The following is a 14,439-nucleotide window of genomic DNA, read 5'->3' as shown; positions in this document are numbered from 1 at the left end:
GCTCGCAGCCAAAGGCCATTTGGATTGTGCTGGCACAACATTAAGGGGGAAGGGCCTTGAGATATTTCGATTACCTCACACAAGAACAGGAAGCCTCATTATTCCATGTTCCGCCGGTTTCATTTGATCATACTACCCGCAAGGATTTACTGGCTTATGCCGTCGGAGCAGCCCTTTATATGCCGGCCACCCGTGCCAGTGTTGCCGAAGATATTATTAAGCTGAGAGCCTCGGGGCTTATCACGGTAATCATAGATTTGGAGGATGCCATCGGGGACGGTGAAGTGGATTATGCCGAAGAATCCATCGTCAGGCATCTGGCATTTCTGTCCGCTTATGCGGAGAATGAGCCGGACCAGCGCGGCAGTCTTCCGCTGCTGTTCATCCGCGTACGTAACCCTGCACAGCTGCGGGATCTGATCTTTCGGCTGGGATCATTAATCACCATGCTGACCGGCTTCGTCTTCCCCAAGTTCTCCGTAGAGAACGGTACGGATTATTTCGAGGCCATTGCCGATTACAATGACACACGCAGCTATTCAGCCCCGGTGTTGTACGGGATGCCGATTCTGGAGAATGCACCGATCATCTACCGGGAGAGCCGGATGGACACTCTGCTTGGGGTCCGGGATCTGCTGGGGCAATACCGCGAGTATGTGCTGAATGTCCGGATTGGGGCTACGGACTTCTCCAGTCTGTTCGGATTGCGGCGCAGCCCGGATATCAGCATCTATGACCTGACGCCGATCCGCGACTGCATGTCGGATATCATTAACGTATTTGGCCGTGTGGAGGAAGGATACGTGATCTCGGGTCCTGTGTGGGAGTATTTTGCCAGCAAAGGACACCGGGTCCTCCGCCCGCAGCTGCGGGAGACGCCCTTCGAGGATACTTATGGCAAGCATGGCCGCGAAATGCGCAACAGCTTCATTTCAAGCTCGATGGACGGGCTGATCCGGGAAGTAATTCTGGACAAGGAGAACGGCATTGTGGGCAAAACCATTATCCACCCTTCCCACCTCAGACCCGTGCAGGCGATGTATACCGTAATGCATGAAGAGTATGTGGATGCCTTAAGTATTGTAGACAGCAACGATGGCAGCCGCGGCGTGTTCAAGAGTGAATACTATAATAAAATGAATGAAATCAAGCCTCATTTGAACTGGGCCAGACGAATTTTATTACGATCTCAAATATACGGGGTGTTACATGAACAACAGCATTTTGTCGGATTACTACCCGAGAACGAATACACACACGTTTAATATCGTCGAGAATCTGCAGGTTACGGTAACAGAAACCTCCAATCCTTTTCATATGCCTGTGGAGTCCTTGTTCTCCATGGCTGCACGAATCAATAAGAAGCGCTCCTTCCTGTTCGTCAGCAAAGTGCTTGGCAAGCACATTCCCGTAGGGCCCTATACCCCGCTGCTTAGCGGAGCGGCACTCGCCTTGCTCCTGTATCTGGAGATGAGTGGGGATACCGCTGACCGGGAGGTTATGGACCCGCTGATGAACCAGGCCGTTCATGGCCTGATCCATCCTGAATATGCGGAAGAAGCTTATCATGCGCTGCTTGCTGCACGTCTGGCTCTGCCTGAGCCGGTTCTGTTTATCGGGTTCGCCGAAACCGCTACCGCCCTTGGCCATAGCATGTATAATGCATTCGCCGGCGGCGCGTCTTATATTCATACCACGCGTGAGATGATTCCTGAGCTGGAATCGGTGGTGACCTTCGTGGAGGAGCATTCCCATGCGATGGACCACCTCTGTTACGCGCTGGATGCCAGCCTGCTGTCAGGGACTGAACCGGTCATCCTGGTGGATGATGAGATTACCACCGGCAATACGGCGGTCAACATCATCCGGGACATTCAGTCGAAATTCCCGCGCCGCGAATATGTAGTGGCTTCGCTCCTCGACTGGCGGAGCGAGGCGAATATTCAGGCGTACCGTAAGCTGGAGCAAGAGCTGGGGATACGGATTACCGCTCTATCCCTGCTGCAGGGAAGCATTAAGGTTGAGGGGGTTCCGCTGCTGCAGCCTGCAGCTGATAACGGAGCCGCTGCTACCACAGGTGCAGAGCTTGTAACTACTTATGTGCGGGACGGCCTGGAACGGCTGCCTGTAACCTCTGTGGATGCACAAGGCGTGATCAATCCGGCGGCATATTTGAAGCTCAGCGGCCGCTTTGGCCTGAAATCTGCGGATAATGTGCAGCTTGATGCCGGTGTAAGCCGCGTGGCCGAGCAGCTCGGGAGCTTGCGGGAAGGCTCCCGTGCCCTGGTGATGGGCGTAGGCGAGTTCATGTATCTGCCGATGCGGATCGCCGCAGAGATGGGAGAGGGCGTGCTGTACCAGGCCTCAACCCGCAGTCCGATCCATCCCGAGCGGCGTGCGGATTACGGCGTGCACAGCGCTGCTGCGTATCCGTCCGCAGGGGATACGGAGATCATGAATTTCATCTATAATGTGGACTCCGGCCAGTATGACGATATCTTCGTCCTGCTGGAGCGCGAGGTGCCCCGGCAGCGGATTGCACCGATGACGGATATTTTACAGAGGCTGGCAGGCAATAAGGTACATCTTGTTGTACTCAGCCCAGAACCAGATACGGGAGGCTCAGAGCTATGAAGGGAATAGATATCGAAGCCATTCACAATAGAACAATATCCCCTCCGGTGGCACTGGGCAGCTATCCTGCTTCCGACGTTACCTTCCTGCTCAAGGATCTAAGCAATGTATCCCTGGAGCGGGGAACAGCCGAGCGGGAGGAAGCGATCCAGTCCGGCGTGCATTATTCAGAGATGCTCCCGGTGGAGTACCAGCCGACAGAGCAGTATATCGAATTGTTTCATGAGACGCTGCAGCAGACTGCGAGGAAGGTGGCGCTGGCTGTAGCTGTGGTGTCCGAGATGATTGTTGCCCGGCGGGGAACGGCGAATACGGTGCTGGTCTCTTTGGCGAGAGCGGGCACACCTATCGGGGTGCTGATCAAACGTTATATTCTTGAGAAATATAGAGCGGATCTTCCGCATTACAGCATCTCGATTATCCGCGGCAAGGGGATTGATGAGAATGCGGTGCTCTATATGCTACAGCAGCATGGAAGGGATGCCGAACTGCAATTCATCGATGGCTGGACCGGTAAGGGGGCCATCCGGCAGGTGCTGATAGAGGCCTGTGAGAGTATGCATAAGAAATATGGCATTACGCTAAATGATGATCTGGCGGTACTCGCCGATCCCGGGCACTGCTCGGGAACCTTCGGTACCCGGGAGGATTATCTGATTCCAAGCGCCTGCCTGAACTCCACGGTATCCGGCCTGATGAGCCGTACGGTGCTCCGCGATGATCTGATCGGGCCTGAGGAATTCCACGGGGCCAAATTCTACAAGGAATGGCTGGACAGTGATCTGTCCAACGTATTCGTTGAAGCGATTACCCCATATTTCGCGGAAGTAGCAGCAGAGGCACTTGCGCAGGCTGCGGAGATGCTGGAGCATCCGCCGGAGATTACCTGGCAGGGGCTGGCCGATATCCGCAGTATCCAGGATACCTTCGGCATCGATAATATCAATCTGGTGAAGCCAGGAGTGGGGGAGACGACACGTGTGCTGCTGCGGAGAGTGCCCTGGAGAATTCTTGTCGACAGGCTGGACAATCCCAACCTGCGGCATATTCTGCTGCTGGCGGAGGACCGGGGCGTGCCGGTAGAGGTCTATCCCGGGCTGACCTACTCCTGCTGCGGAATCATCAAGCCGCTGAAAGGGGAGAGTGAATGATCTACGCCAGCGATCTGGACCGCACGCTGATCTACTCTCTTAGCGCGATAGGCGTTCCTGAGGATACCCCCGGTCTGGTTCCGGCAGAGGTTGTTGACGGCAAGGTGGTATCGTATATCTCACAGCAGGCTCTGGCTACACTGAAAGAGCTGGCGGCGAAGATCGTCTTCATGCCGGTGACTACACGTACCATTGCCCAGTACCGGCGGATTAACCTGTTCCAGGAGACGGTCATTCCGGATTATGCCATCACCAGCAATGGCGGCAATATTCTTGTGAACGGGGTAGTGGATCAGGATTGGCGGACGGCTGTCGGCAAAGCGGTGGAACGCGGCTCCGCTGCGGCGGAAGAAGCCGAGAGCATCGTGCGTGCTGTTGTCCGGGAAGAATGGATCATTAGCCGGCGGTATTGCGATGAGCTGTTCTATACCTTCGTGGTTCACCGGGATTCGCTGCCGCTTGAGGAGATTGCCCGGATGTCTCAACGGCTGGGTGAGCTTGGCTGGAGAGTATCCCTGCAGGGGCGCAAGCTCTATATCGTGCCGGAGGCGGTGAACAAAAGCGATGCCATTCTTCATGTCCGCCGCACCGTGCATTCAGAGCCGATGGTCGCCTCCGGTGACTCTCTTCTGGACAAGAGCCTGCTCGCCGCCGCCGATTATGCCATAGCTCCCTGCCACGGAGAAATATTTGCCGAGCAGCAGGCGGGTTTAGTACACTTAGAGTATCCGTTTACTAAGCGGCCGGGGGTATTTGCCGCGGATGAGATTATGCAGTATGTTCACAGGATTTATACACATTTGACAGCATTGGGAGTTGGACCGCCACCATGAAAAAGGTAAATATATATTTCAACCGCTGGTTCTCTGTTGCCTATCACTATATGAATCTCATCCGGAGCAATGAAGACGGGATTCCGGTGCAAATCTTCGCCACCCACCCGGATATCCACCATATGTCGCTGCAAGGCGCGGATGTGGCCGGAACCGAGCCGGCGCTCGAAGGCATTGAATATGTGCAGTTCTGTGTTGATTTTTGCCGCCGGAACGAGATTGATATCTTCATCCCCCGGCTGCATATGCTCGATATCGCGCTGCATGCTTCGCTGTTCGATGAGATCGGAACGAAGGTGCTGGTCTGCCGTGATCTGGATCTGCTGGAGATGATCATGGACAAAGGCAAGTTCTATGAGAGCGTGAAGACCACCGGGATTATGACGATTCCTGATTATCATGTGGTTAGTAATGCGCAGCAGTTCAGGGAAGCTTATGAAGACCTCGCAGCTAAAGGACACAAGGTCTGCTTCAAGCCTACCGAGACGGAAGGCGGACTCGGATTCCGGATCATAGACAATGACCGCAGTCCCGTGGAGGAGCTGTTCGGCCATGTGACTCCGCTGATCTCCTTCGAGGAAGCTTACCGTATCCTTGATGAAGCCGGGAGCTTCCCTAACCTGATGGTGATGGAGCTGCTGGAGGGATATGAATATAGTATTGATTGCTTGTCGGATGAGAAGGGCAGGCTGCTGGCCGCAGTTCCCCGCCGTAAGGCAGGCGGCCGCCTGCGGTTGATGGAGTATATCCCGGAGCTTGCGGAGGTGGCCCGCAGGGTGGCTGAGACGTACCGGATTCCGTTCAATTTCAATATCCAGATGAAATACAGCGGTGGCGTCCCCAAGCTGCTGGAGATTAACCCGCGGATGTCCGGCGGCCTGCATATCTCCTGTCTGTCCGGAATCAATTTCCCATATCTGGCTGTCAAAAGCGCGCTCGGCGGCGAGGTTATGCCTGCATCGTTCGAGCATAACGTCCTGGCCAGCCATGTCGAGCAGCCGCTGATCATGAGAATAAACGGAGAATCCGTCATTACGGATTCCGTGAATTGAGCGTGTAGCATTCACGCTCATAAGAGGTGAGAAGGAATGCAAGCTAAATTCAAAGTACTGGCGTATGCCGGTGCCGGTTATGTTGTAGCCGTACTGACCAGCGGCTTCCTGCCTGAGCTGGTCTCGCTGCTGCTCCCGGTAATCGGCGCAGCACTTGCAGTGCCGGAGCTCAGGCGCACCAAAGTGAATCTCCCGGTAGAGGTGATTCCTGCCGGACAGGAGCCGCAGGCCATTCCGGCGGCATCCTCCGCCGCGCAGCAGGCTTCGTCTGCTGCCGCTGCCTCTCCTGCTGCTGCGGGACAGGCCTCCCCGGCCCATTCGGGTGCCGGACACAGGGAGGACATACAGATCGGAGCAGAGTTCGCTCCGGTGGTGGAGTATCTGGGCATCCTGGAGGATATGATCATCTCCGAAGGGCAGAAGGATACGCTGGACAATGAAATTGTCGAGAAGTCGCTGGCGCTGTTCGCCAGGCTGCAGCGCGTCATTCCGCTGCTGCAGGAGCTGGGTAACGGTGAGATTAACCATACCGTCCGTAGGCTGGTGCTGAAGGACCTTAATGGAGTAATCAACCCGTTCCTGCGCCTGGGCGGCGAAGCCAAGACAAGAAACCGGAGAATGCTGCTGAACGGTCTGCGTGATGTCGATGCCAAAATTTCCGATATTGCGTCGACGATCGAGCACAAAGACCTGATGGAACTTCAGACCAAGGCGGAACTGATTCATCAGCGCTACAGCAGTTCCGAATTATAGGAGGAGGATAGCCATGTCCACGCAGTTAATTGAGCTTAGAAAAGAAGATGAGCAGAAGGTAGTCCAGGAGGCTTCCCAGTTAATTGAGCAGGTAGCCAAGACTGACACGGTGGCACTGGATTCCCTGATGGATGATATCGGGAAGCTTGGTGTGAAGACGCAGGAGAAGGCAGGCCAGACGCTGAAGCTGCTGGACCGCCCCGTCAATGACCTGATGAGCGGCAAGCGGGTGGAAGTGCCGAATATGATTATGAAGCTGCGCAATGAGTGCGAGACCCTTCAGCAGAGTAAGAATGTCAGCTTCTTCGGCAAAATGCTGCGCAAAAGCCCGCTTAAAAATTATGTATATAAATATCAGTCGGTCCGCACCAACATTGATGCCATTATCACCGGTCTGCGTGACGGCCGGGATACGCTAGAGGAGAGCATCGTTAACATGCGCCAGTTGAAGCGTACCTCCATGGAGGAGATCTATAACCTCCAGACCAAGATCGCCTTCGGCAACAAGCTGAAGGAGCTGTTCGAGGTGGAGATCGCCAAGCCCGAGAATGAATTCCGCAAAGCGTATCTGGAGCGGGGGCTGCGCAAGGTCATGGTGCGGATTCAGTCCATGACCGAGATGATTCTGCTCTACAATCAGGCGATTGCGGCAACGGATATCATCAATGACAATAATGACAAGCTGATTGATTCCGTAAACAACGCGATCGATAAGACCTCTAACCTGATCACCGTCTCGGCGATGATTGCCATGTCCCTGGCCGATCAGGAGAATGTCATCAATGCGGTCGAAGCCACCAACAAGACCATCGAGGACCAGTTCAAGGAGAATGCGCGGCTGCTGCGCACGACGACAGAGAAGACAACGGAGCTGCTCTCCAAGCCGTCCATGTCGCTGGAAGCCGTGAATCAGGCTATTGGCGACTTGCTCAGCGCCCTGGATACCTCAGAGCAGTCCAACCGGCGGATCATCGAGAGCTGTCAGGACTATACGTCCAAAATGACCACCATCAACACCCAGCTGAACAACCGGCTCGGGCTTAACGAAGGCTCACAGCCGCAGGCTTTGAAGCAGGCGGAGAGCGGGCTGAGCAGCTTTTTGAATTAAGGGTTTGCTTCTGGGCCGGTAAAATAACTTGAATAACGCACCAAGCCTGCTGATATGGATTCGGCGGGCTTTTTTTGTTGTTAAATTTCTAATTTACTAATATATTCCGGTGAGATATTATGAGATGGGTTCAGTCGTACATTCAGGGGGAGAGTATTGATGATCAGGAAGTTAACGGGAATATTGGCAGGTATAGTCGGAGCGGGGATGCTGTTTGGTTCTATGGGGACAGCGGCAGCCCAGTCAGCAGGGACAAAGGATTATGAGGGACATTGGGCGCAGCAGACGATTCAAAGCTGGCTGGATAACGGCTTGCTTAAAGGCTTCGGAGATGGATCGGTTAAACCGAACCAGACCATAACCAGAGCGGAGTTCATGACGCTCATCAACCGTTCTTATCATTTTACGGAACAGAGTAAGGTGGAATTCACCGATGTGCCGTCTACCAGCTGGGCGTATAGTGAGGTTGCGAAGGCTGTAGCGGCTGGATATATCCAGGGCTTCAACAATGAGATGCGCCCGAATGCTCCGATTAACCGCCAGGAAGCAGCAGTTATAGTCAGCAAGCTGCTGAAGCTGGACGCGGGCAGTATAGAGGTATTGGAAGTATTCAGTGATGCAAGCCAGATTGCATCCTGGAGTAAAGGGAGTGTTGCTGCCGCAGTCACAGCGAAGGTGCTTAAAGGATATCCGGATGGAACCTTCGGGCCCGTCAAAGCCTTGACCCGTGCAGAATCCTTAGCGCTGATCGATGCGGCAGTCTCTCGAACGGGTCAAGCTGTACAGGGAGCGGCAACGCCTGCTCCAGCCGTAACACCGTCGGCTACTCCCGCAGCTACAGCTGCACCAACTGCAACTGCTGCTGTAGCTGCGGGAGGAAGTGGCGGCGGTAGTGGCGGTGGCGGTGGCGGTGGTCCTCAGGTGACACCAACCCAGGCTCCGGCGGCAACACCAACGCCGGTTCCAACACCGACACCGACACCAAGCCCGGAACCTGTTAATGAATTACCGGTCAAGGAGCTTCCGGCGCTGGATATCAGCATCACCTCTCGCCCTGACGATTCAGTTACGAATGCTGTTTATCTAGAAGTTGATTATAGCAGGGTGATTGGAAGCACTATCCGTCTAAATGACCAGATAACTTATTATGTAACAGCGAAGCCGATCAGCTCTAGAGATCTCCACTGGGAGCTTACCAATCTCCAGTACGCTTCTATTAGTACGGGATACTCGTTGAAGACGCTGACATATACCGGTGTTTCGATTCCAAAGAGCAGGATTGGCACAGCAGGCGATAAATATGTCTCGGTTGTGGTACGGAATTCATCTAATGAAGTGACCGGATTCTATACTCAAAAGGTGAATTTGCAGCCCTCAGTTACTGAGGCTTATAGCAGTATAATGTTACTAAATAGTGGTGTGACTATTACCCAGGAGAAATTCAGCACAGTGTCTTCCCAAGTATATTATCGGGATACTATTGATGTGGAAGATGCTGCTTTGCAATTTGGCGGAAGAGCAGTGGGATATACAATTACCCCGAAGTACTATATGGACAGTAACCTGAATTTGGAATTGAATGATATCATTCATGCTTCGCGTAAAGTGTACAGAGACGGCTGGGTCAGTGTGGTTGATGCCACAGTATCCTCTAATACAGCAGCAGGTGCTTCATCACCGGGCTATATCCCGTTTGCCTATGACACATTATATAATTTCAAAACATATAACGAAGATGAATACACCATTATTTTCCTCGATTCCGAGATGAAGCCATTGGGTTATTACACCGGCAAGGTGATGCTTAGCACAGACCTGAAATTAGAAGCAGCCATGAAAAGAATTGACGAGCTTCCTTCGAATGTAACTTTAATGGATGAAGATGCAGTTAACAGGGCTTATAGAGCCTACTTGCCGTTTGATGATTCTTTCAATTGGGGAGAACGCAAGACTAAGCTTAAGAATGCTGTATCAGCTCTTATGAACGCCAAGAGATCGGGACCACTTCAAAATATGGATCTGGTTCAATCCGTAATTATTGATGGGTATAATCAATTCAACGGTAAGACAATAAGTATGAATTGGATGGGTTTCCCGGATGAGTTGAAGGGAAGCATAGGCAGGTTCTCGTATTACATTACAGCCAATCCTGTTCGTGCAGAGGATTTAGCACAACCAAGCCCTTATGGGGAATTTGATTTTGCTGACATTCATTCAGTAGTTCTTCCGGTGACAGATAAGAGCGGACAGAATTACGTTACAGTGGTCTATTATAATAAGGCAGGGCAAGCAATACGTTATACCACCAAGCTGGTAGATTTCTCGTCGAAGCGGCCGGTGTGGGACGGAACGGCGGCACAGATTGGGGATGGAGTTAAGCTGGTCCGGGATTATAATAACGGTACCCGTATAGACTATGTATCTGTAAAAGATTATCAGAAAACGCATCCCGAGGCGGTCTATTTCACAGCGACCTCTAAATCAGCGTTGGCAGCAGCTAAGCAAGAATTCTCTGCAGAATCTGCAGTACAGTATTTAAATGATTATCGGAATACTAACAGTATCTATCCTTATGAGCGAATTCAGTTATCTGATGATGCGGCGCGGAATGGACAGCCGGAAGACTACATTATCCTGTTCTATGATGCTAATTATAAGGCGCTTAATTATTATATTGGCGGTTTGACTGACTGATTCTCCGCTAATCCTACTCATATTATCCCGCTCCTCCACATACGTTGTCACTAAGGCGACCTGTGGAGAAAGAGGGGATAAGCGGGATGATTCTGGGATGCTTGATCGTGGTGCTTATCGTCGTAGCCAGCAGTGAGAAGGCGGAGGCGATTGCCAGCCTGAATGAACGGGAGGATAACGGCCTGTAACAAGGGTGCGGGGAGTGAACGGAATCCATAAATTATTGATGCTCTGTGATTCAAGCAATTTCCAGTGGTTTATTGGGTATAATAGCTGGAGGCTGTACATCAGTCTTCCGGCACCACTGAAAATATAAAGTGAATACGGAGGGTCAAATGGAGAACGAGGCACTGCTGCAGGTAGAGAAGCTTGCACTTAAGAAACAGAAGATCTTCCGGCAAAGCGTATGGCGGTACATTGCCAGGGCCATGCTCGCCAGCATGTTTATCGGATTCGGCGTGATCGTAGCCTTTAAGACCGGCAACTTCTTCTATATGGAACAATCGCCGATGACCTATCCGATGGCTGCGATAACCTTCGGCGCAGCCATCATCCTGATTTCCTACGGCGGGGGCGATTTGTTCACCGGGGATACTTTTTATTACACCTATGCGGCACTGAGGCGCAAGCTGGCATGGACTGAGGTTGTGCGGATGTGGGTCGTCAGCTACCTGGGCAACATTCTTGGGGCTACGGCGTTTGCGCTGCTTATTTTTCTGACCGGATTGTTCTATGATTCCTCTGTCAACGGGTTCCTGCTGAATGTGGTGGCCCATAAGATGGAAGCACCGGCAATGCAGCTGTTCTTCCGGGCGATTCTCTGTAACTGGCTCGTCTGTCTGGCCTTCTTCGTCCCGATGTCAATGAAGAACGACGGTGCCAAAATGTTCGCCATGGTGCTGTTCGTGTTCTGCTTCTTCATCTCGGGGTACGAGCATAGTATTGCCAATATGTGTACCTTTGCGATTGCTCTCGTCCTGGATCACCCTGGTACGATCTCCTGGGGAGGCGTGGTGCATAATCTCGTCCCGGTCACATTAGGCAATCTGATCGGCGGCGGCGTGCTAATGGGCGTGATGTATTACTATGTGAACAAGCCGTTTCTGGAGGATGAGTCTCACTGAACGGCAATAACATGACACAACAGCGATTCTCCGGTTACCGGGGGATCGCTGTTGTGCGTTCGCAGGTAGGCCTAGGGCAAATGTAGGTGGAAAAGCGAATACAATCGGTGCTGGCGAGGGTAAGTGGGCAAATGTATGCGAAAACAAACATGTCTTTCAAGGCACAACTCCAGCATGAAAATGAGCAGCGTGGCTAAAAAACAGAACATCGTCTTTTCATTTATTTAACATATTTTAACGGAAAACCAAACACAATGGGACTGGGTGCGCCGCGTAGGCCAAATGTAATCGAAAAACCGACCACAATGGGACTGGGTGCACCGCGCAGGCCAAATGTAATCGAAAAACCGACCACAATGGGACTGGGTGCGCTGCGTAGGCCAAATGTAATCGAAAAACCGACCACAATGGGACTGGGTGCGCTGCGTAGGCCAAATGTAATCGAAAAACCGACCACAATCGGATTGGGAGCGCGGCGTAGGCCGTGCGTTTATCGCAGCGCCAGACGTATTTTCACAGAAAAACCAAATACAATGTGCTAGCGTGAGGGCGCAGGGTCCGGAGGAAGTACATAGAAAGCAAAAATCAGGGACACTAATGCCCCTGATTTCGCTTGATGGCCCAGAATAAATTGTTACATCATTCACCTGTTAGGGTGAGGATGTGCTGTAGCGGCAATCGGCTGCTTACCACTTGGAGCCGCCGGAGCTTCGGCCGGATTTGCCGCCGCCAAACGAAGAGCCGCCGGAGGAACGTCCGCCGCCACCGCCGCCGCCCCAAGAAGAGCCGCCGGAGGAGCGTCCGCCGCCAAGCCCGCCGCCGAATCCTCCGCCCGGCGGGCCGGAATTGCGTCTGCGGGCTTGTTCCCGGCGCTGCTGCTCCCGCAGCATGGCCATTTGGGCTGCGCGTTCGGCCTCTTCCTTCTGACGGACCAGCCGGTTCGCTTCTTCTACGAAGGAAGCAATCTGCGAAGCATAGGAGCGTCCTGTCTCCTCCAGCTGATCCAGATCGTAAGGACCTGAGGCCAGACGCTGTTCCAGCTCGGTATATTCCGGCAGCAGTGATAGCTGGAAGCGGTTCTGCGAGGCAATTCCTCTGCTGTGCAGCAGATTGTAGGCGGCATCCACCCGGCTCTGCCCTTCTGTGAACAGCCTGCTCAAGCTGTCGAGGCGCTCCTCCAGAGTGTCCAAACTGCTGCTCATGCTACTCATGCTGCTTGCCGTCTCATCCTGCAAAGCAAGGAGCCGGTCCAGCCCGCTGCGGGCATTGTCATACTCTCCGCGTGCATCGCTGGTCCAGGTCTCAAGCTGAGGCACTTCCGCCGCGCCTTGCCGCAGCGTGCCTCTGGCCTCCTCAAGCAATTGCTCCAGAGCGTCCAGGTGCTTCCGGGCGAACCTGTTCTTCGCCCCGGCAAGCCGGCTCTGTAATTCGTTCCGCCGCTGGCTAAGCGTTGCCCATGTGCTGCGTACAGTCTCCAGATCCTTGAGGTTATTCTGCCGGATCATAGCCTGGCGTTCCGTCATGGTCACGGCTTCAGTCAGAAGGGCATCCATGTCAGCGCCAATCCGGCGCACTTCGTCCATATCGCCGCTGTGCAGCGGCGCTTTCATGGAACTGGCGGCAGCGGAAGCCTGCTCCAGGCTGTCGTAAGGCTTAACCTTCATATTGTGCAGGGAGTTCTGGTCGATCAGCCCGGCAATCCGGCTGCGGGTAGTCGCCAGGACTCCGGGGAAGGCCTTCAGCTTATCGTCAAAGGTCCCCACATCCTGCACATCCTGCTCAATCTGCTGTTGCCGCTTTTTAGCTTGTGCAGTAATCTCCTGGGCAGCAATGGGGTCGAACAGCTCCAGTTGATCTGCCTTGGCCGTCTCTTCGGCCAGCTCCTGAAGATCTTGGGCAATCTCCTCCAGCGTATAGCCCGTCTCCAGGGCCGCTTGCTGCCGCTGTTCTTCAAGCTCCGGGGCAGCCTGCTTCAGCTCGGTGATCTGCTGCTTGACGTTCCGGTCGGCGTCGCTGACGACTGCGATATTCTTCTCCTCTTCCTCCAGGGAGGCACGGAATTCCCCCTCTGTCTGCTGAAGCTGCTCTGCCGCCGCCTTAAGCGCAGACAAGCGGTAGAACGGCGGCAATGGTGCTTGCCCGGCGGTCTGCAATGCAGAGATTTCGACCAGCCGGGAGGTCAGGCGCTTCGAGATGCCCTCGACCCTCTCACCAGTCTTGCCCTGCACAATCCCCTGGAAAGGCTGAAGGGACTCCAGAGCGCGGTTCGCCCGTACCAATAGGTCGGCGAGCTGCTCACGCTGCACGGACAGTCCCTTGCGGCGGCGCATTCCGGTAATTGCCACATACAGCAGCAATATCAGCAGCGCGGCCAAGACAAGACCGCCTGCGACCGGCAGGAGAGGGAATCTGCTGCTGCTGCCGTTAGGACTGGAGCCAGCTCCTGCCGTACCGGCATCCGCACCGCCTGCCGCACCGCTGCCGGTATTACTGCTCTGTCCGCTGCTGCCAATGGCTTGCATCTGCTGGATCACAGAACGTATGCCTTCAGGGATATCTCCGTTTTTGGCATAAGGATTGAAATATTTCTCCAGCACCTTGTTAATTGCTGCGTTACCTGCAGCTCCGCCCTGTTGTAAGGACCAGGCATCGAGCGCATCCTGCAGCCCAGGGTTAATGAAGCTGATCTCAGTCAGCTGATTTTCATAAGCGATCAGGAGCAGGATGTCCCGGGACTTCAGCCCCCAGGTATCATATACATCGGCGGCATAACTGGACATGTTGCTTCCGGCCAGCGAATCAACGGTTAAGACATGGAAGGTGTACCGGTCTGTAGTAGCAATCCGGGCAAGGCTCTCTGCTTCCTGGGCAGACAGCAGCCGGGCTTCATCCGTAATTACTCCTTGCTGTGCAGGAATATTTGCAGCATAGACCCCTGGAATCCACAGCAGGGATAATATCAGGACCAAGGCGAGGGTGAGGTTTTTTCTCAATCTGACACACTCCGATCTATAGGCTATTGTTCGTTATAGTATGCTGATCATTATACTATATCATTACACATTCTGAGCCCCGCAGATGCAGGTACTC

The 14,439-nt window shown here is 53.6% G+C and carries 10 protein-coding genes; 9 read left to right on the top strand and 1 reads right to left on the bottom strand.

The annotated features are described in order from the left end of the window. The first annotated feature begins 56 nt into the window (after positions 1–56). From MKY64_RS25485 to MKY64_RS25445, 9 genes are all read left to right on the top strand, one after another. Positions 57–1,265 carry an HpcH/HpaI aldolase/citrate lyase family protein gene (locus MKY64_RS25485; RefSeq protein ID WP_051477877.1) on the top strand — a complete coding sequence of 403 codons (1,209 nt, stop codon included), beginning with the start codon at positions 57–59 and terminating at the stop codon, positions 1,263–1,265. A gap of 76 nt (positions 1,266–1,341) precedes the next feature. Next, positions 1,342–2,634, top strand: a complete 1,293-nt coding sequence (locus MKY64_RS25480) for a phosphoribosyltransferase family protein (RefSeq protein WP_340958167.1) — start codon at positions 1,342–1,344, stop codon at positions 2,632–2,634. Next, positions 2,631–3,785, top strand: a complete 1,155-nt coding sequence (locus MKY64_RS25475; protein WP_339253108.1) for a cysteine protease StiP family protein — start codon at positions 2,631–2,633, stop codon at positions 3,783–3,785. The genes MKY64_RS25480 and MKY64_RS25475 overlap by 4 nt, the downstream gene beginning before the upstream one ends. Continuing rightward, on the top strand, positions 3,782–4,618 hold the full coding sequence (locus MKY64_RS25470) for an HAD family hydrolase (RefSeq protein ID WP_339312435.1): 837 nt from the start codon (positions 3,782–3,784) through the stop codon (positions 4,616–4,618). Before MKY64_RS25475 ends, MKY64_RS25470 begins: the two co-directional genes overlap by 4 nt. Further along, positions 4,615–5,670: an ATP-grasp domain-containing protein gene (locus MKY64_RS25465; RefSeq protein WP_339312436.1), complete on the top strand. Its 1,056-nt coding sequence runs from the start codon at positions 4,615–4,617 to the stop codon at positions 5,668–5,670. The genes MKY64_RS25470 and MKY64_RS25465 overlap by 4 nt, the downstream gene beginning before the upstream one ends. Before the next feature lie 36 nt (positions 5,671–5,706). Beyond that, entirely contained in the window at positions 5,707–6,423 is a 717-nt protein-coding gene (locus MKY64_RS25460) for a hypothetical protein (RefSeq protein ID WP_339312437.1), read from the top strand. 13 nt (positions 6,424–6,436) lie between these two features. Next, positions 6,437–7,531, top strand: coding sequence for a toxic anion resistance protein (locus MKY64_RS25455; protein ID WP_036723538.1), 1,095 nt, complete (start codon positions 6,437–6,439; stop codon positions 7,529–7,531). 159 nt (positions 7,532–7,690) lie between these two features. Next, the gene (locus tag MKY64_RS25450) at positions 7,691–10,225 is read left to right on the top strand and encodes an S-layer homology domain-containing protein (RefSeq protein WP_340956570.1); all 2,535 of its coding nucleotides are present in this window, start codon (positions 7,691–7,693) and stop codon (positions 10,223–10,225) included. Positions 10,226–10,560: 335 nt separating this feature from the next. After that, positions 10,561–11,349: a formate/nitrite transporter family protein gene (locus tag MKY64_RS25445; protein ID WP_036723535.1), complete on the top strand. Its 789-nt coding sequence runs from the start codon at positions 10,561–10,563 to the stop codon at positions 11,347–11,349. A 686-nt stretch (positions 11,350–12,035) separates the two neighbouring features. On the opposite strand, the gene MKY64_RS25440 is transcribed toward MKY64_RS25445, so the two are convergent. Then, positions 12,036–14,342, bottom strand: coding sequence for a TPM domain-containing protein (locus tag MKY64_RS25440; RefSeq protein ID WP_340956567.1), 2,307 nt, complete (start codon positions 14,340–14,342; stop codon positions 12,036–12,038). Positions 14,343–14,439 lie beyond the last annotated feature (97 nt).

Source organism: Paenibacillus sp. FSL R7-0210, from assembly GCF_038009085.1.
GTDB lineage: Bacteria > Bacillota > Bacilli > Paenibacillales > Paenibacillaceae > Paenibacillus_AQ > Paenibacillus_AQ silagei.
The sequence above is the reverse complement of the archived record's forward strand: the minus strand, read 5'-3'. Positions and strand labels throughout refer to the sequence as shown.

What these genes read in the sequence shown, in the direction of transcription:
- MKY64_RS25480 (WP_340958167.1), top strand. Translation starts at nt 1,342, where the DNA reads ATGGCTGCACGAATCAATAAGAAGCGCTCCTTCCTGTTCGTCAGCAAA.
- MKY64_RS25475 (WP_339253108.1), top strand. Translation starts at nt 2,631, where the DNA reads ATGAAGGGAATAGATATCGAAGCCATTCACAATAGAACAATATCCCCT.
- MKY64_RS25470 (WP_339312435.1), top strand. Translation starts at nt 3,782, where the DNA reads ATGATCTACGCCAGCGATCTGGACCGCACGCTGATCTACTCTCTTAGC.
- MKY64_RS25465 (WP_339312436.1), top strand. Translation starts at nt 4,615, where the DNA reads ATGAAAAAGGTAAATATATATTTCAACCGCTGGTTCTCTGTTGCCTAT.
- MKY64_RS25460 (WP_339312437.1), top strand. Translation starts at nt 5,707, where the DNA reads ATGCAAGCTAAATTCAAAGTACTGGCGTATGCCGGTGCCGGTTATGTT.
- MKY64_RS25455 (WP_036723538.1), top strand. Translation starts at nt 6,437, where the DNA reads ATGTCCACGCAGTTAATTGAGCTTAGAAAAGAAGATGAGCAGAAGGTA.
- MKY64_RS25450 (WP_340956570.1), top strand. Translation starts at nt 7,691, where the DNA reads ATGATCAGGAAGTTAACGGGAATATTGGCAGGTATAGTCGGAGCGGGG.
- MKY64_RS25445 (WP_036723535.1), top strand. Translation starts at nt 10,561, where the DNA reads ATGGAGAACGAGGCACTGCTGCAGGTAGAGAAGCTTGCACTTAAGAAA.